The sequence below is a fragment of the Neobacillus niacini NBRC 15566 genome (assembly GCF_001591505.1).
Classification (GTDB): domain Bacteria; phylum Bacillota; class Bacilli; order Bacillales; family Cytobacillaceae; genus Neobacillus; species Neobacillus niacini.
In genome coordinates this window covers 1-23,854 of sequence record NZ_BCVA01000041.1, presented here as the reverse complement: position 1 = coordinate 23,854, position 23,854 = coordinate 1, and the positions used below count along the sequence as shown (strand labels likewise).

The window sequence follows — 23,854 nt, the reverse complement described above, 5'->3', positions numbered from 1 at the left end:
CCAACCCCCTCGCAAACAATTACCTACAAATGAATAGCTGTTTCATAAAATAATACCCTGCCTAAAAATTCACTGATGAGTAAAACCGCAAATGCCACAGAATAGATTTTTACATTTTGCCATTTGCTATTTTTATAGGATAAAAATAATATCGTAAAGGCTGCTGCAAACGTCACAAGTCTAATCCAAAAGAATATATGGTTGAATGTTAATCTAGCAGTTTCAACCGCTTCTGGCAGACCTGCGAGCAAGGATGAAAAGTAACCTGCCATTACAACCGCTGTGACCGCAAGTGTTAAGACCGAAAGACCAGAAATATTAATGTTTACTTCTCCTCTAATCGCTAAGATTGCAGCCACGAATAGCGGCCCTAATAGAATCGATGTTAGAAAGAAAGCGAAAAGAGTGCTTACTCCATCCCAGGCAGGAATGGCCGGGATCATGTAGATTTTCGCAGATGAAAAGATTGCGACAACTCCTATACTAGAAGTGATCCAGCCTATGGTGCTGCGCTTTGCACGATCATCCTTATACCAAAACCATGTATAGGCTAAAATCAATCCGACGAATGCCCCATAAAATGTTACCTCACGACTTAACCATGAGACCCCAAAATTTAAGATTGCCCGATATGCGAAAAAGGGTTGACCTAAATGCAACATGGACACGAGAAGCGAAACACCGCCAAGAATCAAGAACGATATCGATATCAGTAATCCTGTTTTTCGGGATATGCGAGTTTTTTTTCGATCGATCCACCATAGTGTCACAAATCCGCCTAAAATAAGCTGCGACAAAATGGTAAAGACTACAAGTGGAAGATCATGCATGATTATGCCCTCCTAAACTGTTTGCCTGGTTTTGGCAAAATAAATTGAGTAGTTGGATGAGTGATCGACGGGTCGGCAAATGTCGGCACCAAGGAAACTGTACCAGATGGCTGAACTTCATTATAATCAACAATTTCTATGGCCTCCATTGGACACTTCGATACACAAATTGGTGATTCCCCTACATCGAGCCGGTCGTAACACATACTGCATTTGTCCATTTTTTTCTTAACAGGATTGTATTGCGGCACACCATATGGACATGCCTTGCCGCACATTTGACATCCGATGCAAAGTTCTTGATTATGAACAACAATTCCATCTTCATCCCGTTTTGTATAAGCTCCAACTGGACAAGCCTTTTGACAAGCAGGTTCATCACAATGGTTACAAGCCGTTGATACGAAAGCGCGGACGGGAGAACCCACTAGATCCTCTGGCAGCTCCCGTACCGTTCTCCGTCTCATAGACGGCTCAAGCTGGTAAAAACTTTTACAAGAAATTTCACATGCATGACAGCCGATACAACGTTCAATATTTACCAAAAACCCTAGTTTTTTTGCCATTGTTTCTACCTCCTCTTTACGCCTTTTCTATTTTGACAAAATTATCATGGAAGGCGATTCCGCGCTGGCCTTTACTATAATCACCCATATCAGAAGGCAATGCCTTAACATTAAAGTTTTCTGTATAATGCACATCTTTCCACCAGCCCTCATACATCACAACCGTATCGACCGGAACAGTTTTTGTTAATTTGGCTGGCAGGGTCAGATACCCTGCTTCATTTCGGACGTTGACCATGTCATTCTCGCGAATTGAATATTTCTTTGCCAAGTCTGGGTGCATTTCAACAAATGGATGGTCTTGGATGGCTCCTAACCAATCGATATGTTGAAATTGACTATGAATGCCCAGTTTCCAGTGTGGTGAGATGCAGCGAATCGGATATTCATTGTTTGCCTTATACTCCTCAATAAATACTGGTAACGGATGATGACCATATTCAACTGCTTTTTTAGAGAAAAATTCATACTTGCCAGAAGGTGTTCTAAACTTTAGGTCTTCCCAGGCGACCGTTACCTTTTCACTTGCCTTCACGGTACCGCCATTTTTTCGAAGTTCATCCCAGCTTTTGACCCCGAATAACTTGCGAATATCATCATTAAATTCTTTTTCCACCCATTCAACGAGATTACCTGAAACAGGGAATGTACAAGATCCTGCCTCTAACTCATTCAATTTCTTAGAAAGGCCCATGGCAATCTCTAGATCACTTTTCGTTTCATATAGCGGCTTGATTGCCTGCTCGTTGGCATTCATCCAATAATGCCAGTAACTCACGTTGATTCCCACCGTCTCAAATGGTGTGGTAACAGGTAAGACAATATCTGAATATTCCACAGTTTGATTCATATATAAATCGGCTGTCACAATTAAATCCATCTGATCAAATGCCTTCTTGACTACATTTGGCTCAGGGTCCTGAGCAATTGGATTACGACAGGCAATCCACATCATCTTAATTGGGGGATCTTGTGCATCAAGGACTTGCGCACCAAAATTATTCATATTGACATAACGATCTGCTTCGCCTTCCGTTCCTTCAGGTGCTCCAAAACTCATGGTATGGTAATTAAATCCCCAAGTCTCTCCGCCGATATAATTGACTCCGCCGCCTTTTTTACCAATATTGCTTGTTAGAGCAGCAAGAGCGTCAATAGCGCGAACCATAGAACCGCCATTTGTATGACGCTGCATTCCAAAACCAATCCAAATATTCGCTGGCTTTGATGTTGCATATTCACGGGCAATTCTCTCAATCACCGGCTTTGGTACACCTGTTTTTTCAGCTGCCCATTCAACCGTAATATTCTTTTTTACATATGACACAAATTCATGAAACCCAATCGCATGGTTATTTACCCATTCCTCATCATATAAGTGTTGATCCATAATATAACGAATCATTCCAAGCGCTAGGGCCCCATCTGTACTTGGTTTAATTTGAATATACTCATCCGCCTTAGAAGCAGTTTGTGTAATCAATGGGTCAATGACAACAAGCTTCGTCCCTTTTTCTTTCGCCTGCTCAATAAAGTACATCGAGTGGGCTGACGTCCAGGCAGGATTCGCTCCCCAAAGGATAATATACTCCGCATCCATAAATTGCTCTGGATCATTGTTATAAGCCGTTCCCATATCAAAGGCTTGGGCGTCTGAACCGGCTGGGTCACAAGGAGTTCCTTGCGCACGTGTGGTAAACCCAATACTCGAAAGCATTCCTTCTGTTGCGTAGTTTAATATATTGAAGTTACCAGAATACTTATTTAAGCAAATTGGCAGCGTGTTTCCATACTCTTTTTTTATATCAAGCATTTTCTTGGCAATGATTGTATAGGCTTCATCCCAGCTAATTCTTTCCCAATTTCCCGATCCGCGTCCTTTCTGCCTCATAGGGTATTTAATTCGGTCTGGAGAATAGACGATTCGTGGATACGTATTTCCCTTTACACAAAGTCTCCCTTTTGTATAATGGTTATTTTCATTTCCAGTAACAAACGTAATTCTACCGTCTTCTACTGTTGTGACAATTGAACATGTATCATAACAATTTCGAGGACAGGCATTGAAAAATTGTTGTTTTTGGCTATTGGACTTCGCAGCTGCTGTTGGGACGAGGCCATTCGTTGCTTTACTTCCGATTGCTCCGAGTCCTAAAAGTGTACTTAATGCTGCAGAACCCTTTAAAAAAGTTCGACGAGAAACATTATCAGCTAACATCTTTATTCCCACCTTCCAGTTGTAAAAATTCCTTTAATATAACGGCCATCGCGTGTGTGATGGGATTTTGACTATTTTGTAAGATTAATTCACAATGCTTAAAACCCCATTGCAAGAGATGTTTTTCTAAGAACATCTTGTAGATTTGACGATGATCTTCAATCGTTGGCTGACTTAAGACATGAAGTATGAATTCCAATTCAAATTGGATGTGATCATCTGGAATCTGCCCTTCATTCGCCACTTGAAGTCCAACATAACGGTAAAAGTTCCGTACATTCAACGTTTCCTGTTGCAAAACGTTTCCTTCATAGTTCCGATAACTAGATTCAAATGGTGATGCTAATAACTTATTGGGACCCACAAATAAACGATTGTAATCATACTCAAACGTTTGAATATTTCTCTCTGTTACTTCTTCTAACACCTGTAAGCTTTGAGCCACTTCATCTAGTAAACTTGTATATTGATATTCCTTAATTATCTGGACTACCTGCTTCCACTGTTTTCGAGTCAGTTGAAGTAAATCCCCTCGATAGTAATGACAAAACAACTGATAATAGAACGATCGTTCTTCAGGTTTCATTACCGTTTCTTGTGTAATGGTCATATTATTCAACCTCGTTTTTTAACTGAATTTCCTTCTGAAGCTTCTCGAATTCTATCTTTTCCTCATCCGTTAATTTCATTTCTTTCTTTACAACAGGATTTGGATTACCCACATATTCTTCATTTGGAACCATTTGAATTTTTACTTTTATACTTCCTTCTGCTTGCTGTTCACAGCCTAACAGTGAAATGACACTCATTAGATTGATTAATAGGAAAAGAAAAGTTTTCATATCTCTTTAACTCCCTTCTAATTCTATTTACAGAATATCATGTTCAACAGTGAGCAAATGTAGAAGTGTAAACATACTTTTAGCTTCAATGGTGTAGAAAATTGAATTAAAGGCTTCTAGACACACCTTGTTCATTATTTCACAATATTTTAGACAAACTTTCGTTCACATATCTTCTTTTTTTAAAGGCTCTGTTAAATAAGGCTGTTGAGTTACGCTTCAGGAACCAGCGAGAGTAAAGTAAGCGGAGACTTTCCGGTTAAATGCAGAATGGAGCTTTTTTCAAGGTATATAAGGGGAGGTTTTCCGGTTATGCAAAGAAAAATCTTGAATTTTTGAATTTTCGAGTCAATAGGCGGAATTTCTCCGTCTGTTTATGCTATTTTTAATCATAATTACGAATTAAGCGGAATTCCTCCGTGTATTTAAATTCCTAAAATTCACAAAGGTCAACAATATCCTTTAACACAGCCTTTTTAAAAAAATGGATGACTTTCAAAGGTTTGTACCAACCCATTTAAAAGTCATCCACTCTATTTAATTCGATAGATTTTCAATATTTACATGTAAATTGTTTAATGCATTCCCTTTTCCACCTGTCATGTATTGTCCCATATCAGAAGGGGTAAAGGTGATCAATTTATTGATTAACGGATGGTTCGGATACAGTAATAAAGTCTGCTTTTGTACATCATAAGAGTATTTTGCGCGAATGATGATTTCTCCACTTTTACTTAAGAGCTTCACCATCGTATCATGTTGAATATTCTTTTCTTTTGCCAGTTTTGGATGAAGATACACAGATGGCTCTTGGTTGATCTCCTTAAAGGAGTTTAAATTTAGAAATTGTGAATTGATTCTGAAAGGTTCATGATTTAATAATAATGTATATGGGTAATGGGGATCCATCTGAAGCTCCACCGGTTCCAATCCAAATGGTGAAAGTTGATTCCTTTTTGCTTGGAAGGAATAAAGTTCTATTTTCCCCGAAGGTGTCTGGAACTTAAAATCCTCCCATGCCGTCTTTGGGTAATCTACTCTCTTTGGTCCGTTCAACAATTCTCGCCAGTTTTTTATATGAAGTTGTTCATATAATGTATCTGTAAATTCTTGATCAATAAATTCCTCATCTGTTAAATGAGAAGGAAATGCACTAAACCCTTCCTTATATTCGTTTAGCTTCTTCGAAAGTAAACGAGCAATCTCTAAATCACTTTTACTCTCATAGTAAGGTTCAATAGCAGGTTGGTTAATGCTAATCCAATAATGCCAATAACTAGAGACGATTTCCCATTCTTCAAATAACATCGTTGCAGGCAGGACAATATCAGAAAATTGAACAGTTTCGGTTAAAAAATGTTCAACTGTCACAATTAATTCCATAGCCGATAGGACTTCTTTTAATTGTTTTATATTTGAACTTTGAGTGAGTAAATTCCTGCAAGTGATCCAAAGAAATTTGACAGGAGGGTCTTGTTGTTTTTGAACATCCAGAGCAAAATCGTTCATATCAATGGTCCGTATCTCGTTTTTTTCTATCCCATCTTTTTGTAAGTAATTCAAAATTTGAAAAGTAAACTTCTCCGTTGTCCTCTTTCCAAATTGGACGCCGCTCCCCTTTATTCCAATGTTTCCAGTCATGGCAGCTAGAGAATTAATAGCACGGACATTTTGACCGCCATTCATATTTCTCTGCATTCCAAATCCAATCCAGATGGTAACCGGTTTGTCTCGACATAATCTTTCGGCCAGATATTGTATCGCTCCTATACTCTGGCCACATTCTCTTAATGCGTCATCCATGGAAAACTGCTGAATATGCTCCTTTAATTCGTTCCAACCCACTGTATGTTTCTCGATAAATTCGAGATCATATAATTCATGATCGACAATATATTTAGCTATTGCTACTGCAAGTGATCCATCACTACCAGGTTTCACTTGAATAAATGCATCTGATTTTTTCGCTGATTCCGTATTAATAGGATCAATAGTGATGACTTTCGCTCCACGTTTTTGCGCTTCATATATATAGTTCATAGAATGAATGGACGTCCATACCGGATTTACTCCCCAAAGGATAATCGTTTGGGCATCATGAATATCTTCCATATCAGAAGTTTGACATGCACCATAATCGAAATATAATGCGTCCATTCCTGGTGCCCAACATGGGTTCCCAGTGGCTCTTGAAGTTTTTCCTAATCCATTAAAAAAACCCTCCATCGCATGATGGAGTACACCCATATTACCTGAATATTTATTTAAGGCTAATGATAAATGGGAACCATAACGTTCGTACAGTTCAATGATTTTATTTGTAATCGTTTCTATTGCTTCTGACCAAGAAATTCTTTGCCATCTTCCACTTCCCCGTGGAACCTGTTTCATTGGATATTTTAGCCGTTCCTGATGATACACTTGATTCATATAATTATATCCTTTTGCACATAGTAACCCCTTTGTATAACCATGCGCCGGATCACCTGTTACCTTTTCTAAATGCCCATTTTTTGTAAATCCGAGAATGCTGCAAGCACTATAACAATTACGTGGACAGACATGACGAGTTATCTCAAAGCTATTGTCCATTAATCTCATTCTCTCCTTTACAATAAAAGTGTTTAAAATTTGTTACATTTTTCACAATGTTTATAGTTAAAATTCCTTTACAATAAGTATATAAAATTATTGTAAATATAGAGGTCGAAATAATGGCAAAAGGGTGACGTTATATGAAACAATTAGGTTTTTTAGTTCATATAGAACAGTGTTTAGGCTGTCGTTCTTGTGAATTTGCATGTAAAAATGAACACGGTCAGAATGATTCATTTCGAAGGAAAATTCATACTGTCTCTGACGCTTTTATGAAGAATGGACAACGTTTTCACCATTTTTCCATGTCATGCAACCACTGTTCTACTCCTGCCTGTCTGTCTAATTGCCCTGAAATGGCCATCAAGAAGAAGGCAAATGGAATCGTGATTATAGATCACTTGAAATGTACAGGCTGCTCCCGCTGCGTAACGGCTTGCCCCTTTGACGCGATTTCTATCAATATGATATCGAAGAGAGCTGATAAATGTGATATGTGCTATGATCGACAAATGCAAGGTGATTCTACGATATGTGTTTCATCATGTCCTGTAAATGCAATTGAAATTATTGATTTGAATGATCCCGTGAATGCTCATTATGATAAAGCTGTATATGGGTTTGATATGAAAAAAATGACCAATCCGTCCATACGATTTGATACTCAAACTGAACCTTCCAAGCTGCGTTTTTGGTCTAACTCATAAACGGATTTTAAGGAGAATTGTTACTATGCTTACATTTCAGGAACTGATTTGCGCCTCTCCTTTTTACCATGCCGAAATTATTGGCGGATGGGAAGGTAAGGAGAAAAGCTTTTTAAGGGCTGAGGATAACCCTCTGAATTTAGGCGAACCAACATTATTTATTGTTCGGAGCGATCACCAATCGATATCTCGGTTGGATGAACTCATTTCAAAGCAAAACGTACAGGGTATCCTTTTATATGGAGGGGTAAAACCTTATATTCCTCACACGATGATTGAAATCATTGAACACTTCAATAAACCGGTTTTATTTTTAAAAGAAGAAATCAATTCTACAACCACAAAAAAGAAAATTACAGATCTTTCACAACTTAAATCCCTAGGTTTATATCATTATGTATTCGAACATACCACAAATTATTGGCTGCAATTGATTGATGAAAAAGGCTTAGCAGGGTTTTTACAACGCCTTTCCTTATTGTTAAATCAGGAAATCTTTCTATTAGATGAACACTTTTATCCTCACTCTACACAAGATATCGATGGAAACCGTGATCAATTTAAGCATTTCTCATTGATTTATCATGAGCAAAACGCTTCCAATAAAAGGGAAGTGTTTTCCATGGTACAAGATGGCCAATATCATTATTTCCTTTTTCCCTTATTAGCTGACGACCATCTTTATGGATATTTCCTATTTCAAGAACAATCTAGTATGATGATTGATGTTTGTACGGAGCAAGTCATACATGCTATTCCAGCACTTCTATCTTTTTTTAAAAAAGAAGAGGCCGTACTTCGAGCCCATCAATCCTATCAGGAAAGTTTCCTTTATAACCTTCTTTATAATAACTTAGATTCAGAACAGGTACTGATTAAACAAGGGAAACAATGGGGCTGGGATTTCACGAAGCCAACAGAATTAATGGTAATGCGATTAAATCAAAAAAACGAAGCAGCTAAATTCAGTATTGATATGGACTCGATAATTAGAAAGGTCCGTTCCCTCATTTCAGCTCGATTTTTACAAGCGATTACTTTCCCTATGCAAGGGGATATTATTATGATTGTTTTTGATTCTGTACACCTTCTCCCTAAAGAGAGGAAAGAGTTTACATTATCTTTAGGACAACAAATTCATAAAAAGGTCGAACAGGACCTTCCGGGTCTAGCATGTGAAATTGGAATTGGACGCCATTATCCTTCGAATATGGAGTTATTCCGCAGCTTTTATGAAGCAAAGGTGGCTCTAGAATTAGGAAAATATGAAATCAGACATGAGGCAGTCCGTCACTTTGAAAACATTGGAATCGTCAGACTGCTATCCAATATCCATCACCATGTACTACAGGAATACTATGAGGAAGTATTAAAAGACATATTTTTAGATCAAGAAAACAGTGCGGTTAATATTGAAACATTAGAAGCATTCTACCAAAATAACGCAGATATTAACCAAACGGCTGGACAATTATACATTCACCCAAACACCTTACGAAAGCGACTAAAAAAATTAGAATCCATTCTAGACATCGACTTCAATCGACTAGATGACCTTCTAGAAATTTACGTAGCTTTAAAAATAATCAAAATGATAAGATAGGCAAAGGTGACAGGCACCACCAAATTAATAATGTTACTAATTTTTCTAAAATGATATTAATAGGCGAAGGAAATTCATCATTGACATTTCTTTCGTCTTTTTTCATGTGAAATCAACCAATGGTCTTTGGAAGATGGTTTAGTAATAAGAGATTCAAAAAAAAACCGTCCTCACTTAAAAATGAGAACGGCAAAGTTTCTTAAACTGATTTTCCAGCCAAATGATTATAGCAAACGTTTTACACAGAGATTGACATGCACCTGTTCATTACAGTCAAATTTCCTCATTTTAAAACAATTTCTATTTGTTTGATACCGTTTCAATAACTAGATTATCTAGCATAATATCTTTGTAGCCATTAAAGTTAGCTTGTGCACCTGTCACACCTTGAGTATCGGCAGCTTTGTTAGTGGAATAAATCCCAAACCAGCTTTGACCTGATTCATCCCCTACTAATGTAAAGGAATACGTGCCAGATTTTGCATCTTTATCGCTACTTGCTGTTGATTTTAATTCATCCAAAGTTAATATTCCTTTTTCTTCAAATGGAGCATTACCTGTTACTACTGCATAAGTTCCATCACTACCTGCTTCATAATCAAAAGTGATTTTATACGTTACACCTGGTTGGAATTTGAAGTTTTGTGGTATCGTTTGGTATACAAGTTTGTTGCGTTGAGTTAAACCATTCGTTTTAATTGACCATTTACCAGCAATAACATCATTTACTAGTTTTTGGTTCCAACCTCTTTGAGTATATGGTGCATGTAATTCAGCAAGGTGCGTTCTATTATCTTCTACACCTTCAATATTACCAATTACAAACGGATAGATACCTTGTGCAACATTTTCAAAGTCTTGTACGAATTTATTACTGCTTACTTGATTATTAGAATTATTTTCTACGATACGAATATCATCAAAGTAACTTGCACCATTCCCAGCATCTCTAGATAAATCAATGGTTACATCAGTTGCTTCTGGGCCAGTTTCAAAGAAAACATACATATTTTGAAAATAACTTGTTCCATCTACTGTTGAAGCCATTTGACCATCTGCTTTTGCTTTCTCGGATCCTAGTGTATTATGTGCATAAGCTCTAACATAGTTTTTAGCGATAGATTTATCAGTACTATTTGTATACTTTTTTCCATTAGAAGTAATTGTTATACTTGCTTGTTCTTCACTTCTGTTGTCTATACCAACATAAGCAGCATACTTGGTATTTGGTTTTAATCCCGTGACTTTTTGAGTAACATTTACTTTCTCTTTATTGTTAGAGATTGTTAACATGTTATTATTACCTTCACTCTTCGTAATCTTAACCGCTTCTGAATCTCCTGTAACGATCCAATCTTTTAAGGAATTGCTGTTAAAGCCAGTATCTACAAGATGCATTCCTTCGCTCCAATTAACATCTTTGTTCGTTTCCGCTCTTTTATGAATTACATATGCAGTAGATTTTTTGGCATTTAATGTGATCTGACCATTTTTAATCGTAACGTCTTCCACATTTTGTTTACCTAATTCTGTTAACTCATAAACTTTAACTGTACCCTTCCAGCCAGTTGGAACAGTCCAAGTAGTTTCTCCACCATTGGTATTCCAGTGGTATAATTTTTCCTTCGCTGTTGGCAATTTCTTACCATTTTGATCCCAAGACCATGGTATTAAATACTTTTCATCACCAGGTTTACCTTCAAATATTTTATTACCATTAAATGTAATAATTCTTGTACGGTAACCATCTTTATCATTTGCAAAATCATTAGATTTTCTTTCAATTATAAGAGTATTTTTACCAGAGTCATCTTTTAATAATGCCTTCATGCCTGGTACCCAGTTGTAAGTTTGATTATTATCTGTCATTTCGACTGCATTGCCATCTTCCCACTGTGTTACTTTATAATGTTGGATGAATTTTGTTGGAACGTTCACTGCAAACAAATTATCCATATAAGCTTTGTAGTCACTTCTACCTTGCCATCCTTCGAAGTCTTTCATGCTGTAGCCAAATAATAATGGAGCATCCGCGTCGCCGCCATACCTAGGATAGTTACCAATCCATGCATCTTTTTGATGGTTTTTAATAAAACGTGTGATGGTACTATTGATACCTTTTAGAGTAAAACCACCATAAGTTAAATCGGCTGCCCAGTGTTGGAATGTAGAATCATACTCGTTTGCATATCCCCACTCACTGCCTAAGCGCCAACCTAAACTGTTTATTTCTTTACTTAATTGACGGCTTGGCCATGTACTATTATCACCTGACTGTCCGTTACCCCAAACGTCAACATAAATAAAATCTAAATCATTCTTTTTGCCACCAAGAACGTCATACAAATCTTTGAATCGTTGTGCTCTACCATTTCTTAAATCATAATCAGCATCAATGTTTATTCCTTGATCAATCCAGTTCCAACCATACTTATAAGTTCCATCTGGATTTTTTAATAAACGATCTTCATGGAAATACTTTGATTCTGGGTACGTTTCACTTGCATTCACATGAATTCCAAAAGTTGCCCCATATTCTTTACCTTTCTCTAGCAATGTTTTCATATCCTTTGCACCACCGATACGCGTTCCAACATCTGCATAATTTAAATGACCAGAATCATGCCCTTCACTACCATAACCTTTCAATAGAATAGATTGTCCTAGTCCATCGGTCCCTAAAGAAAACTTCTTAACTCCATCTAGAGTCATTAAGAAAGGATTTTGGGCTTGACCGCCAAAATTCATGCTAATGCGGTAACCAACTAAGTCTGGAACCTTTTCTGACCCTAGTGGTTCGTTCATAATATTTCTATAAGCAATAGCCCCATCTTGCCAGTTTATTTTCTTATCACCATTAGCGTCAGCAGTAATAACAACCTTCGCAGATGGCATTTCATCTACCTTGTTTACTGTTCCATCTTCTAGCTCCAGAGTTCCATCTTCCTTACGATACTCTTCTGATTTTTGATACGTCCAGAATGTACTGCTTAAGCCAATTGTTTTTTCCCCTGCACTATTAGTCGCAGCCGTAGCTGTAATTCTTTGTGCATCAGTTTTTGCAGCATAAGAATTGGGATCTAGTTTTTTTGCTAAACTATTCTCTGTATTCGACCATATACCTGCACTTAATTCATCATTAGAAAGAAAAGCATACATATATCCTTTTTGCTCTTCATCTTGCGTATTCAAATTATTATCAACCTTTACCTGTCTGTCGCCATTGATGTGTGTATTTGTAGACATCTGTACTCCATCTAGTACAGCATCTTTTTGACTGCTATTTACAGAAACTAAATTGTGATTTGGAATTTCAATTGTTTTTACGATTTTGTTGTCCACAATTTTTGTAATATTGAATTCTAAAATATTTCCTTTAACAACCATTTCTGCAGTAATAACCGCATTGATATTGTTACTATCGTCTATTAAAGTCATCTTGTACTCAATTTTATCGGATGAAATGATTGCTTTTACTTGTGGTTTTACTGCTACGTTATTAATAAGGATTGTATCTATGGCCTCAGGCTGTCCGTAAAAAGTTTTCCCTGCACCATTTCCAGATATTAAATTGTACTGAATTACTCTTGGAAAATTCACATCGACAAGAACGTTCATTTGATTAGACGAAATAACCGTTTGTGAACCTTGTGGAATAATTTGACTTCCTTCTTGCTTAATTACCGTATTTCCCTCCGCCAGTACCAGGGAACTATTCGCATACCATGTAGAGCCTACCATACACCCAGCTAAAAGTACTGCAATCGTTTTCTTAAACTTATTTCTTGAATTTTTCATATTTCCTCCTTTGAATTTACTACTTTAATAGAAGAAGATGCCTTAACATAAAGCACCACCTTCTACTTGTAATCTAGCTTACGTTTATTAAAACGCTTACACAATAAAGATGTTGTCCAAATTTTTAGAAATATTGTTTTTTTAGTGATTTCCAGATTTATGTACTGCAGGGGAACGAGGTTCCTGTCTCCTCCTAAAAAAATGACAGGCACCACTATAAGTACCATCAAAATCAAGCTGCCCGTAGTTTCCGACATTCTGCAGCCCTTTAAATCACGTTTTCACCTCTATTTTTCCATTAAATAAAGTATCTATGATGGTTTGTGTATATTCTGGATTAAGTGATAAGGAAATCTTTGCATCTAGCATTTTTATCAGATCATTGGAAAAAGACGCTAACCTTTTTGCTCCTGCTTCTACAGTTACATACAGATAATTCAACATCTTGATTTTAATAGTCTTTGATTCTGATAAGGAAGTTGCAACCTTCGCAATCCCTTCCCATGCTCCTCAACCAGCCTAGATTAAGGACAAGTCCTTCCCTTTCATCACTACCCTTAGGGAAAAAGGACTGTTTTTGGTATATTTGCTAACAGTTCAAAGTTTGTTCAATATTTCACAAACTTTTTCCGGAAATTGATGTTATGATTAACTCATAAAGGAACAAGGAGTGATACGACATGATGGTATGTGAATGGAGATCCTTTTCAACCGACTCTGAAACCTATACACAAGAAGCGTTCGAAGAAACGGTTGGTGATGAATTTGAAGCTATGATGTTTAAAGATAACGAAAATATTCCAAGTTATATTTGGACAGTAAATTATGTCATCATTGTAAAAAAATATTCGAAGGTCCTTACTGACATTTCCTTTGAAAAAATTCCACGTAATCCTGTATGCGAGTAATGGTGCAAGTTCATAGCAATACTGTTTGTTGTTATTTTTTTAAATCTGTTTGTGAAATACTTCACAAACAAATGAGAATTTGGAGGAATTAGCATGGCAGTGGCAGAAAAAACAGGTAAAGAAGTCCAAACTGTAACCAACATGATTGATACCTTAGTGGAAAATGGTTTAAAAGCGCTAAATGAATTCCGCAGCTTTGACCAAGAAATGATTGATACTATTGTGAAGCAAATGGCCTTGGCTGGTCTTGATCAGCATATGCAGCTTGCAAAACTTGCTGTTGAGGAAACCAAACGAGGTGTTTATGAAGATAAAATCATTAAAAATATGTTTGCAACCGAATATGTCTACCATAATATCAAATATGATAAAACGGTTGGTATTATTAACGAAAATGAACATGAGGGAATCATTGAAATTGCTGAGCCCGTTGGAGTAATTGCTGGTGTTACACCTGTAACCAATCCAACATCCACAACGATGTTTAAAGCACTTATTTCCATAAAGACGAGAAATCCAATCGTGTTTGCCTTCCATCCATCTGCACAAAAGTGCAGCAGTGAGGCAGCAAGAATCCTTAGGGACGCAGCAATTAAGGCAGGTGCCCCGGAGAATTGCATCCAATGGATTGAAACACCTTCTATTGAGGCTACACAAGCACTGATGAATCATTCAAAGCTATCAATGATTCTTGCAACGGGCGGCGCGGGAATGGTTAAATCCGCTTATAGTTCCGGTAAACCAGCCCTTGGTGTCGGACCAGGAAATGTTCCATGTTATATAGAGAAATCTGCCAACCTTCATCAAGCAGTAAATGACTTAATTTTATCAAAGACTTTTGACAACGGAATGATTTGTGCTTCTGAACAGGCCGTTATTATAGATCAAGAGATTTATTCGGCCGTCAAAAATGAGATGATTGCAAATAATTGTTATTTTTTAAATGAAGAAGAAAAAGCAAAAGTTGAAAAATTAGTAATTAATGAAACATCATGTGCGGTTAACCCGAATATTGTGGGGATGGCTGCCAGCAAAATTGCGGCTTTAGCAGGTGTAACAGTTCCTGAAAATACAAAAATTCTTGTAGCTGAATTAACCGGTGTCGGACCTGGATTCCCGCTATCAAGAGAAAAATTAAGCCCAGTTCTTGCTTGTTACAAAGCCAGCAATCATGAAGAAGGCTTAAAAAGAGCAGAAGAAATGTTGGAATTTGGCGGTCTAGGACATTCAGCTGTCATCCATTCTCAAGACCAAAACATTATCAAGCAGTATGGGTACCGGATGAAAGCTGGAAGAATCATTGTCAATGCCCCATCCTCACAGGGTGCGATTGGTGATATTTACAATGCTTATATGCCTTCATTAACACTTGGCTGTGGATCTTATGGAGGAAATTCTGTTTCCACGAACGTTGGAGCGATTCACTTAATTAATATTAAAAAAGTAGCCCAAAGGAATGTTAATATGCAATGGTTTAAAGTTCCGTCCAAAATCTATTTCGAGAAAAATGCCACTCAGTATTTAGCTAAAATGCCGCAGATTTCTAAGGCATTCATTGTAACAGACCCTGGAATGGTGAAATTAGGCTATGTCGATAAGGTACTATATTATTTAAGAAAACGTCCCGATTATGTACATTGTGAAATTTTCTCTGAAGTAGAACCAGATCCATCCATTGAAACGGTCATGAAGGGTACCGAAATGATGGCTAAATTCCAGCCAGATGTAATTATTGCCCTTGGCGGCGGGTCTGCAATGGATGCGGCAAAAGGAATGTGGCTGTTCTATGAAAACCCAGAATCTGAATTCTTTGGCTTAAAGCAGAAATTTCTCGATATCCGTAAACGAATTGTGAAATATCCTAAGCTTGGTGAAAAGGCACAATTTGTAGCAATCCCAACCACCTCTGGAACAGGGTCGGAGGTAACTTCCTTCTCTGTAATTACCGATAAGGAAGCAAATATTAAATATCCGCTTGCCGATTATGAATTAACACCAGATGTAGCGATTATTGATCCACAGTTCGTTATGACGGTTCCTAAACATATTACCGCTGATACTGGAATGGACGTTTTGACCCATGCCATCGAAGCGTATGTATCTTGTATGGCAAACGATTATACGGATGGACTTGCGATGAAAGCGATCCAGCTTGTCTTTGAATATCTGCCTAGAGCATATCGAAATGGCAGTGATGAATTAGCTCGTGAAAAAGTGCATAATGCTTCGACCATCGCTGGGATGGCTTTTGCCAATGCTTTCCTTGGTATCAACCATAGCCTTGCCCATAAACTTGGCTCAGAGTTCCATATTGCTCACGGACGTGCTAATACAATCTTAATGCCGCATGTAATTCGTTACAATGCTACTAAACCTAATAAGTTTACCGCTTTCCCTAAATATTCTCACTTTGTGGCAGATAAGCGTTATGCGGAAATTGCCAGAACACTTGGATTGCCTGCCAGCACTACAGAAGAAGGCGTGGAAAGCCTAGTTCAGGCCATCATTCGTCTTGCAAAAGAGCTAGACATTCCAATGAGCATTGAGGCTAATGGTGTTGACGCTCAGGCTTTCGAAAGCAAGGTTGACTACCTTGCAGATAAAGCATTTGAAGACCAATGTACTACCGCCAATCCTAAACTGCCATTAGTAACAGAATTAGCTGAAATCTATCGTCAAGCATATAGGGGAGTTTAAAAGAGTAATATAAGTAAGATGAAAGGCCATCCAGAACAATGGATGGCCTTTTTAATGGCTTTAACTCTTTTGCAAATTCGTGCTTAATTACTCGTTTATTTCTGATAAACCTTCAACTGCTGCCTCTAATGATGTTCTTGCAGCAACCACTTTATCCAAAGTGCTTTGAGGATTTTTTAATACCTCTTTTGCTGTTTGAATCGCTTTATGGAATGTTATCCAGCTTTCCTTCGTGTAGCCTTTGTGATCTTTGTCTTTATTTGCATCGTACAATTCCTGTAATTTTGTCTTGTTTACTTCGACTTTATTTCTGCCTGTAACAATATCAATACCGTCTAATGTAAAAGTACCGCCCTTAATCACCACTTTAGCAGTGTGTTTTGTATCTTTTAGTCCGCGAATCGTATAAGAGGTTTGTCTGTCACCTTTAGCATAAATTCTATAATTTTCTTCGATTAATTGGTCATCAATATACACATCGATTAAAGCATCAGGAGTCGCACCAAATAAATTGAAACCTGAACCCTCAAAATTGAAGATCATGCTGCTGTTAGGACCCTCTACTTTCGGTGTACTATAGATATTGACTCCACGGTAATCCATAAAGGTTTCTTTTACCTCATTATCCTTCAGAGAAACCTTCAATGTATGTGGTTTTTCTTCCAATCCTCTAACAGAATACCTTATGCCCGTGCTAGTATTTACGGCAAAGTTACCCATATCTACACCGTCAAGCTCGAAATTATAAAGTGTTTTATCACCAGTTCCTGACAAATAATCAATACCACTGCCCGTGAAGTTAACTAGAATATACGGATCATCATTAAAATTGGCCCATGCATTCGTGCTGTTAGAGCCCCAGGCAGTATTTTTTCTAAATGCATAAACTGTGTTCTCTTTATTCTCTATTAGGGGTTCATCTGAAATTTTCACAATATCCGCTGGTCCTGACTTTTTAACAGCTAATACAGGATCAGTGGTTTCAACTTCAACTTTGGTAAAGCTGATATACTTCTCTTTTGCTACCACTTTAAGCGTATGTTCTTTATCTTCTAAATCCGCTGCAGACCAAACCATCTGGGTGATACTGCTGTTATTTGTATAGTTGGCTTCACCAACTAATACTCCATCTAAATATACATCGCCTTTTCCATTAGACGGATTCGTTTCTCCATACAGTCTAACTTCAGTGCCCTTAAATTTAATTTCAAGAGAACTGCCTGCAGATGCCCAAGCATTATTACTGTTAGATGACCAGCCTTGAGAATAGAATACTTTATTCAGGGTTCCTGGTACTGTTGTCGTGTCCTTATGACCTACAGTTACTCCATTCCAAACAGGTACATCTGTTTTAGCCGTCATTTGTGTACGGTTAAAATGTGCATATCCTGCCTGCGTATAATCCCACTTTCCAAGATAACCAATAAGATTAATTAAGTCCTTATTGTTCAACGCTTCTTCTTCCGTTGCATATTTCTTACCTTGGGCACTGTCGACTTTTTCTGAGGTATAGGTGTATCCTTTAATTGGCTCAATCACTAAGTTATCGATAAGAGTTTCATAGTATCCAGAACCTAATGCCACTCTTCCTGCCATAACAGTTGAATCTTTGTCTGTATAGGAATCTATTTCTGCTCCATCTAAATATAGCGTAAATACATTTTCTTTCGCTTCAAATGCTAGATTATGCCAAACTTTATTGTCGAAGCCTTCAATTGTACCACTTTTTTCTACCTTACCGAGTTTAATAATTTCATATCTTCCATCCGAATATACACGTGCATTGTATGGTGCATATGAATCTGCCCCGCCGGCTTTCACTTGTCTAACACCGATTAAGGCATAGTTACTTCTGCCCTCTGCTTCAGGTGTATGCGTATCTAGTAAAAAGTCATAAGAAGCTTTATAGTTTACCCAACGGTGGTCACCAATCGTAGTGTTAGGATTACCGCTAGCGGCAGAGCCATCTCTTCCGCCCCAAACTGCCCAATCAGCACCAATAATATCATGACTGATTTTCTGCTGCAGCATATTTCCATGAGCTTTTTCATCGGGAATTTCCAGGTCCGCTCGTTCCGCACTTCCATTAGCTGCTGGTTTTGTTGCCTCTTTTACTACTTCAAAAGCACCCGTCTGGTCCGTCGTATATCGCGGCGTTCCTCCGCGGCGCTCTACATAATCTCTGCCCTTTTCGTCAACAGCGTACTTAGCGTATTCAAAATCATCCTTATACGGCAGCGGCATAATCGTATCTTTCGATAAATCAACTGGTTCTGATTCATATTCAAAGCCTTCGACCTCGGATGCCTTATCTAATGTTGAAATCGTCACGATTGAATATGGCTTTACCTCCACTTCATATTCACCATTCACTGGGGTAATTTTATTGATATTTTTAAACCAGTTGGCGTCAACTTCTTGCCCTTCATCTGCTCCTCGTGTTTCCCAGACAAAAATAGGAGCATTCTCTTTGCCATTTAGGTTTTGAGCTTTAATCTTATATTTACGTGTCTCCTTTGTGTTATTAGCAAATACAGTTGAATAATCATTGGTTTCTGGATCTTTTAAGGTTAAGTAATTATGGGTACTAGTATCAACATCCACACCGCCGTCAAAGAAAGCTCCATCACTAAATGTTGCATCTTTTATATACATCCAGCGTTCATTTTCAGGTGTGCTGTGATCATCATAACCAACAAAGTTCATCACATGACGAACTCCCTGAAGACCTCCATCTACTTCAAAAAAACCAGACCATGGATCCATCGCGCTGATCAGGTGTTTTGGATTATAAGCGGAACCTTCATAAAATGCAGCAACAGATGGCTGAAAATCAAATGAAACCGCGTTAAGAGGAGTGTTTCCTGCTCCTGTCCAAGAATACACAGAAATTATTCGCGAAGTGACATCGATAATCCCTGCTTTTCCTCCGAGTCCTTTATAATTCGGCTCCATATTTTCACGATAACGGGCATTAATCATTGGGGCGATTCCTTCAGACACCCAGCTTTCTTTTGGCTTCTTGCCATCGGCTATTAGTTTTGCTTGTAATTGATTTAATTCCGTTGAACCAGTCAGACCATAATGGGAGCTGATGACATCTATTTCATCCATCAAGTCTGGATGGTCGAGCAGTACGCGGCTGATTGATTTTGTATCACGATAGCCGTCTGCTGCAACAAGTTTAATATGTTTGTAGTCTGATTCATAATTTGCTTCCTGTTTAATTTTTGTGGTGAAGTATTTCAACCATTCTGTTTCAATCCGGTTATTGTTTTGTGCTCTTTCATTTTGAGAGATACCAATATAGTCCAATTTAAAGCCATATTCATTATAAACAGCATCTATTGTCTGCTTGTACCATTGATATCGATTTTCATATTCATTACCTGAAGCGCCGTTCCATGTAAAACGCGGTTCACCCCAGCGCAAAATTTCAGTCGTGATATCCGGATTAATGGATTTAGCGTCAGCCGCAAACTGGAATCCAGCACCTCTTAGAACATTAGCCGGTTCATCAGCATAACGCATGGTGGCTGGCTCTGTTCCGGAGGATGAATTAACATCACCGCCTAATTCTATCTTGACGTGCGCTAGCCCTGCTCCCGTATCCTTGTTAAATAGCTTGTTCATAATTTTCCAATATTCCTCAGGGTGCTCTTCTTTGTAATCTAGCATTAGTCGAGATGTATTATTAGCTGTTACAGTTCCAAACCCTTTAAATCGGTTATACTGATCAACATTGTTTCCATCAATTGTAATAGTTTTGGTGATGACTTCGGCTTTTGTTTCATGTGACCCGATAAAACCAAAAGACCCAACTACCATAGAAGCAACACATAAATTCCCTATCATCTTTTTTATTTTTTTTGTTTGTCTTCCCATATACTTTCATCCTTCCCCTTCACTGTATATAAGATTTTGCTAGATTTTAGCGGCTAATCTGGTGGATTTCCTAGTAGGTATGTTTTCTGAGGTTTTTCTTAGGAGCTGGTAAAAGGCAATACAATTCTGTTGATTACTTTCCCCCTTTTGTCTCATTAATTATCTGAGTTTTTCGATAACAACTTGTTAGCGTTTTCATTATTTCATAATCTACTATGTTTTTTATACAACTATATCGACTACCTATAATGATATTTTTACCTTTTTCACTTGTTTGCACTAATAGTAAAAGCCGCTTCACTTTAGTGTGAGAGCGGCTTTTACGTATTCTGGATATTCGTTTTATTATATATAGCAAAATGTATCCAGGATGATTATACCATTATCTTGCAGATGTCATTTGTAAATTCAACTGGATCCTGGATTGGTAATCCCTCAATAAGCAGTGCTTGATTGTAAAGTAACTTTGTATATAGATCTAACTTATCTTTATCATTTTCAAAAGCTTCCTTTAAGGATTCGAATACTTCATGATTCTTATTAATCTCTAAGACCTTATCTGCTTTAATATTTTGATTATCTGGCATAGCTGCAAGGATTTTTTCCATTTCGATTGAGATGTCTCCTTCAGTTGCCAGGCAGACAGGGTGAGACTTTAAGCGTTTTGAAACTCTGACATCCTTTACCTTATCAGCTAAGATACCTTTCATATAGTCAAAGATTTCTTTGTATTCCTTCTCTTCTGATTCAGAATCGCTCTTGCTTTCATCTCCTTCAATTCCTAAGTCACCCGAGGAGATGGATTTAAATTCTTTCTCCTTGTAAGTCATTAACATTTTAATTGCAAATTCATCAATGTCCTCAGTGAAGTAGAGAATCTCATAGCCTTTTTCAGAGACAAACTCTGCCTGTGGCAGTTTATCGATTCTTTCAATGGAATCACCAGAAGCGTAATAAATATATTTTTGATCTTCACGCATTCTTGACACATATTCATCCAATGTTACTAACTTCTTCTCTTTTGAAGAGTGGAACATGATAAGGTCCTGCAATACTTCTTTATTGGCACCAAATTCATTATAAACCCCATATTTCAACTGACGGCCAAATGATTTATAAAAATCTTCGTACTTTTCTCTTTCATTTCTTAACAAGCTTTGCAATTCACTCTTAATTTTTTTGTTAATGTTTTTAGAGATAAGTTTCAATTGACGATCATGCTGCAACATCTCTCTTGAGATATTAAGAGATAGGTCTTCAGAATCTACCATCCCTTTGACAAAGCTAAAATGGTCAGGCAGCAAGTCTGCACACTTGTCCATAATTAATACGCCGTTAGAATAAAGCTCCAGGCCTTTTTCAAATTCTTTTGAATAAAAGTCAAATGGAGTTTTCTCAGGGATATATAAAATTGCATTATAGCGGATGGTCCCATCTACACTGATATGGATATGTTTAAGCGGTTTATCGAAACCATATCTTTTTTCAGCATAGAAATTCTCGTAATCCTCATCCGTTAATTCACTTTTATTTTTTCTCCAAATTGGCACCATGCTATTAATAATTTGTTCTTCTACATAGTCCTCGAACTCATTTTCGCTGCCTTCTTTAGGTCTTCTTCCAGTAACATCCATTTTAATTGGATAGCGGATAAAGTCTGAGTATTTTTTAATAATCGACTTTAAACGGTACTCTTCTAAAAACTCATCGTAATTCTCATCTTCATTATTTTCTTTGATTTTTAAGACAATCTCTGTTCCAATCGAATTTTTTTCTGCAGGTTCAATCGTATAACCCTCTGCTCCATCTGATTCCCACTTGTAGGCTTCTTCGCTTCCTAATGCCTTACTTGTTACCGTAACGACGTCTGCCACCATAAATGCCGCATAGAAACCGACACCGAATTGGCCGATAATGTCATAGCCATCCTTTAGTTCTGTTTCCTTTTTAAAAGCTAAAGATCCACTTTTTGCAATGGTACCAAGGTTATTCTCAAGCTCTTCCTTTGTCATACCAATACCTGTATCAATAATTTTTAAGGTTCTAGTTTCCTTGTCTGGAATTACTTGAATAAAGTAGCTTTCCTTATCGAAGCTTAACGCGTCATCTGTTAAAGCTTTGTAGTAGATTTTATCAATCGCATCACTTGCATTGGAAATTAACTCTCTTAAAAATACCTCACGATGGGTATAGATAGAGTTAATCATCATTTCTAACAGCCTTTTTGATTCAGCTTTAAACTGCTTTTTTGCCATCGAAACCTCTCCTTACTTAATTTGGTTAGATCTTTATTCGAACCATTAGCACTCTCAAGTTCAGAGTGCTAACATCGACATTATTTAAATATCATAAATCCTGTTATCATGTCAATAAAATTGTGGCACACTTTTTTTATGTGCCGCATCCTGTTATTTTTGACTTTGAAAAACCAATTGTAAACCTAATCCAATATAAATAGTTCCTACTAGTTTTCCCTGCCAGCACGATATCTTGTTATCTTTCGCGAATAGCTTATTACCTAATGAACTTGCTAGAAAGGCTAAGGAAGAGGTATACAAAATACTCATAAACACAAAGACTAGCCCTAAACTTAATAGTTGATAGACTACGGGGGGACCATCTGCTATTACGAATTGCGGAAGAAACGCAAGAAAAAATAATGCCGTTTTAGGGTTTAGCAATTCAATAAGCAATGCCTGTCGAAAGGATACAGCAGATTTCTCTATTTTTACTTTCGGCTGTTCCTGTCTTTTTGTTTTTTCGAACAATGCCTTTATTCCTAAAAAGATTAAATATGCTGCTCCTAGATATTTAACTACTTCAAAAGCTAAGGCCGATGTCATAAGGATAGCTGATAGTCCAAGAACGGCTGAAAAGGTATGAATTAAATCCCCCACAGCAATTCCAAAACCGGTAATGATTCCAGCTTTTAATCCACCTTTTACGGTTTGAGTCAAGGTCAATAATACCGCTGGACCTGGGATTAGAAATAGCACCAGCACGACCAAAATAAAAGCCCACATATGCCTCTCTCCTTAAACGTTTTTCCAATATTTTAGCACAGTATTTTTGAATTTGGCTTTTTAAAAAAAGATGAACCTGAGTTTAAATGCTCTTTCGGTCACTCCAGACCTCCTGCATTGACCCCATACATTTTCTGAATGCTCTTCATTCACTATAAAATAAAAAAACCGACATTAATTTT

The 23,854-nt window shown here is 37.4% G+C and carries 15 protein-coding genes; 4 read left to right on the top strand and 11 right to left on the bottom strand.

Annotated features, from left to right (window positions below):
- Nucleotides 1-23: 23 nt before the first annotated feature.
- The 6 genes from BANA01_RS22555 to BANA01_RS22530 all read right to left on the bottom strand — a co-directional run bounded on the left by BANA01_RS22555 (nucleotide 24) and on the right by BANA01_RS22530 (nucleotide 7,048).
- Nucleotides 24-830, bottom strand: coding sequence for a dimethyl sulfoxide reductase anchor subunit family protein (locus tag BANA01_RS22555; RefSeq protein ID WP_034672523.1), 807 nt, complete (start codon nucleotides 828-830; stop codon nucleotides 24-26).
- Nucleotides 831-832: 2 nt separating this feature from the next.
- Nucleotides 833-1,396, bottom strand: a complete 564-nt coding sequence (locus BANA01_RS22550; RefSeq protein ID WP_034672526.1) for a 4Fe-4S dicluster domain-containing protein — start codon at nucleotides 1,394-1,396, stop codon at nucleotides 833-835.
- Nucleotides 1,397-1,412: 16 nt separating this feature from the next.
- On the bottom strand, nucleotides 1,413-3,614 hold the full coding sequence (locus tag BANA01_RS22545; protein ID WP_034672528.1) for a molybdopterin-dependent oxidoreductase: 2,202 nt from the start codon (nucleotides 3,612-3,614) through the stop codon (nucleotides 1,413-1,415).
- Nucleotides 3,604-4,224 carry a TorD/DmsD family molecular chaperone gene (locus BANA01_RS22540; protein ID WP_034672531.1) on the bottom strand — a complete coding sequence of 207 codons (621 nt, stop codon included), beginning with the start codon at nucleotides 4,222-4,224 and terminating at the stop codon, nucleotides 3,604-3,606. The genes BANA01_RS22545 and BANA01_RS22540 overlap by 11 nt, the downstream gene beginning before the upstream one ends.
- A 1-nt stretch (nucleotide 4,225) precedes the next feature.
- Complete coding sequence (locus BANA01_RS22535; protein ID WP_034672533.1) at nucleotides 4,226-4,456, bottom strand: hypothetical protein; 231 nt, start codon at nucleotides 4,454-4,456, stop codon at nucleotides 4,226-4,228.
- Between the two features lie 537 nt (nucleotides 4,457-4,993).
- Nucleotides 4,994-7,048: a molybdopterin-dependent oxidoreductase gene (locus BANA01_RS22530; protein ID WP_052106357.1), complete on the bottom strand. Its 2,055-nt coding sequence runs from the start codon at nucleotides 7,046-7,048 to the stop codon at nucleotides 4,994-4,996.
- 143 nt (nucleotides 7,049-7,191) lie between these two features.
- Here BANA01_RS22530 and BANA01_RS22525 point away from each other — a divergent pair, with 143 nt between their 5' ends.
- Entirely contained in the window at nucleotides 7,192-7,758 is a 567-nt protein-coding gene (locus tag BANA01_RS22525) for a 4Fe-4S dicluster domain-containing protein (RefSeq protein WP_034674899.1), read from the top strand.
- 25 nt (nucleotides 7,759-7,783) lie between these two features.
- Nucleotides 7,784-9,361 carry a PucR family transcriptional regulator gene (locus BANA01_RS22520; RefSeq protein ID WP_034674896.1) on the top strand — a complete coding sequence of 526 codons (1,578 nt, stop codon included), beginning with the start codon at nucleotides 7,784-7,786 and terminating at the stop codon, nucleotides 9,359-9,361.
- A gap of 300 nt (nucleotides 9,362-9,661) precedes the next feature.
- Here the strand turns inward: BANA01_RS22520 and BANA01_RS22515 are convergent, their stop codons facing one another.
- Both BANA01_RS22515 and BANA01_RS30030 read right to left on the bottom strand, forming a co-directional pair.
- Nucleotides 9,662-13,159 (bottom strand): endo-alpha-N-acetylgalactosaminidase family protein, encoded by a 3,498-nt coding sequence (locus BANA01_RS22515; protein ID WP_034673083.1) that lies wholly within the window; start codon nucleotides 13,157-13,159, stop codon nucleotides 9,662-9,664.
- A 273-nt stretch (nucleotides 13,160-13,432) separates the two neighbouring features.
- Nucleotides 13,433-13,603, bottom strand: coding sequence for a hypothetical protein (locus BANA01_RS30030; RefSeq protein ID WP_169803736.1), 171 nt, complete (start codon nucleotides 13,601-13,603; stop codon nucleotides 13,433-13,435).
- A 236-nt stretch (nucleotides 13,604-13,839) separates the two neighbouring features.
- Between BANA01_RS30030 and BANA01_RS22510 the strand changes: the two genes are divergently transcribed.
- Both BANA01_RS22510 and adhE read left to right on the top strand, forming a co-directional pair.
- The gene (locus BANA01_RS22510; RefSeq protein ID WP_034673080.1) at nucleotides 13,840-14,067 is read left to right on the top strand and encodes a hypothetical protein; all 228 of its coding nucleotides are present in this window, start codon (nucleotides 13,840-13,842) and stop codon (nucleotides 14,065-14,067) included.
- A 93-nt stretch (nucleotides 14,068-14,160) separates the two neighbouring features.
- Complete coding sequence (adhE, locus tag BANA01_RS22505) at nucleotides 14,161-16,764, top strand: bifunctional acetaldehyde-CoA/alcohol dehydrogenase (protein ID WP_063254853.1); 2,604 nt, start codon at nucleotides 14,161-14,163, stop codon at nucleotides 16,762-16,764.
- A gap of 87 nt (nucleotides 16,765-16,851) precedes the next feature.
- Here the strand turns inward: adhE and BANA01_RS22500 are convergent, their stop codons facing one another.
- From BANA01_RS22500 to BANA01_RS22490, 3 genes are all read right to left on the bottom strand, one after another.
- Nucleotides 16,852-20,649 (bottom strand): glycoside hydrolase family 30 protein, encoded by a 3,798-nt coding sequence (locus tag BANA01_RS22500; protein ID WP_034673091.1) that lies wholly within the window; start codon nucleotides 20,647-20,649, stop codon nucleotides 16,852-16,854.
- A gap of 374 nt (nucleotides 20,650-21,023) precedes the next feature.
- Nucleotides 21,024-22,904 carry a molecular chaperone HtpG gene (htpG, locus tag BANA01_RS22495; RefSeq protein ID WP_034673088.1) on the bottom strand — a complete coding sequence of 627 codons (1,881 nt, stop codon included), beginning with the start codon at nucleotides 22,902-22,904 and terminating at the stop codon, nucleotides 21,024-21,026.
- Between the two features lie 153 nt (nucleotides 22,905-23,057).
- Nucleotides 23,058-23,672 carry a LysE family translocator gene (locus tag BANA01_RS22490; protein WP_034673085.1) on the bottom strand — a complete coding sequence of 205 codons (615 nt, stop codon included), beginning with the start codon at nucleotides 23,670-23,672 and terminating at the stop codon, nucleotides 23,058-23,060.
- Between the last annotated feature and the right edge of the window lie 182 nt (nucleotides 23,673-23,854).

Coding starts and splice junctions, on each gene's coding strand:
- BANA01_RS22555 (WP_034672523.1), bottom strand. CDS start 830: ATGCATGATCTTCCACTTGTAGTCTTTACCATTTTGTCGCAGCTTATT.
- BANA01_RS22550 (WP_034672526.1), bottom strand. CDS start 1,396: ATGGCAAAAAAACTAGGGTTTTTGGTAAATATTGAACGTTGTATCGGC.
- BANA01_RS22545 (WP_034672528.1), bottom strand. CDS start 3,614: ATGTTAGCTGATAATGTTTCTCGTCGAACTTTTTTAAAGGGTTCTGCA.
- BANA01_RS22540 (WP_034672531.1), bottom strand. CDS start 4,224: ATGACCATTACACAAGAAACGGTAATGAAACCTGAAGAACGATCGTTC.
- BANA01_RS22535 (WP_034672533.1), bottom strand. CDS start 4,456: ATGAAAACTTTTCTTTTCCTATTAATCAATCTAATGAGTGTCATTTCA.
- BANA01_RS22530 (WP_052106357.1), bottom strand. CDS start 7,048: ATGGACAATAGCTTTGAGATAACTCGTCATGTCTGTCCACGTAATTGT.
- BANA01_RS22525 (WP_034674899.1), top strand. CDS start 7,192: ATGAAACAATTAGGTTTTTTAGTTCATATAGAACAGTGTTTAGGCTGT.
- BANA01_RS22520 (WP_034674896.1), top strand. CDS start 7,784: ATGCTTACATTTCAGGAACTGATTTGCGCCTCTCCTTTTTACCATGCC.
- BANA01_RS22515 (WP_034673083.1), bottom strand. CDS start 13,159: ATGAAAAATTCAAGAAATAAGTTTAAGAAAACGATTGCAGTACTTTTA.
- BANA01_RS30030 (WP_169803736.1), bottom strand. CDS start 13,603: ATGTTGAATTATCTGTATGTAACTGTAGAAGCAGGAGCAAAAAGGTTA.
- BANA01_RS22510 (WP_034673080.1), top strand. CDS start 13,840: ATGATGGTATGTGAATGGAGATCCTTTTCAACCGACTCTGAAACCTAT.
- adhE (WP_063254853.1), top strand. CDS start 14,161: ATGGCAGTGGCAGAAAAAACAGGTAAAGAAGTCCAAACTGTAACCAAC.
- BANA01_RS22500 (WP_034673091.1), bottom strand. CDS start 20,649: ATGGGAAGACAAACAAAAAAAATAAAAAAGATGATAGGGAATTTATGT.
- htpG (WP_034673088.1), bottom strand. CDS start 22,904: ATGGCAAAAAAGCAGTTTAAAGCTGAATCAAAAAGGCTGTTAGAAATG.
- BANA01_RS22490 (WP_034673085.1), bottom strand. CDS start 23,672: ATGTGGGCTTTTATTTTGGTCGTGCTGGTGCTATTTCTAATCCCAGGT.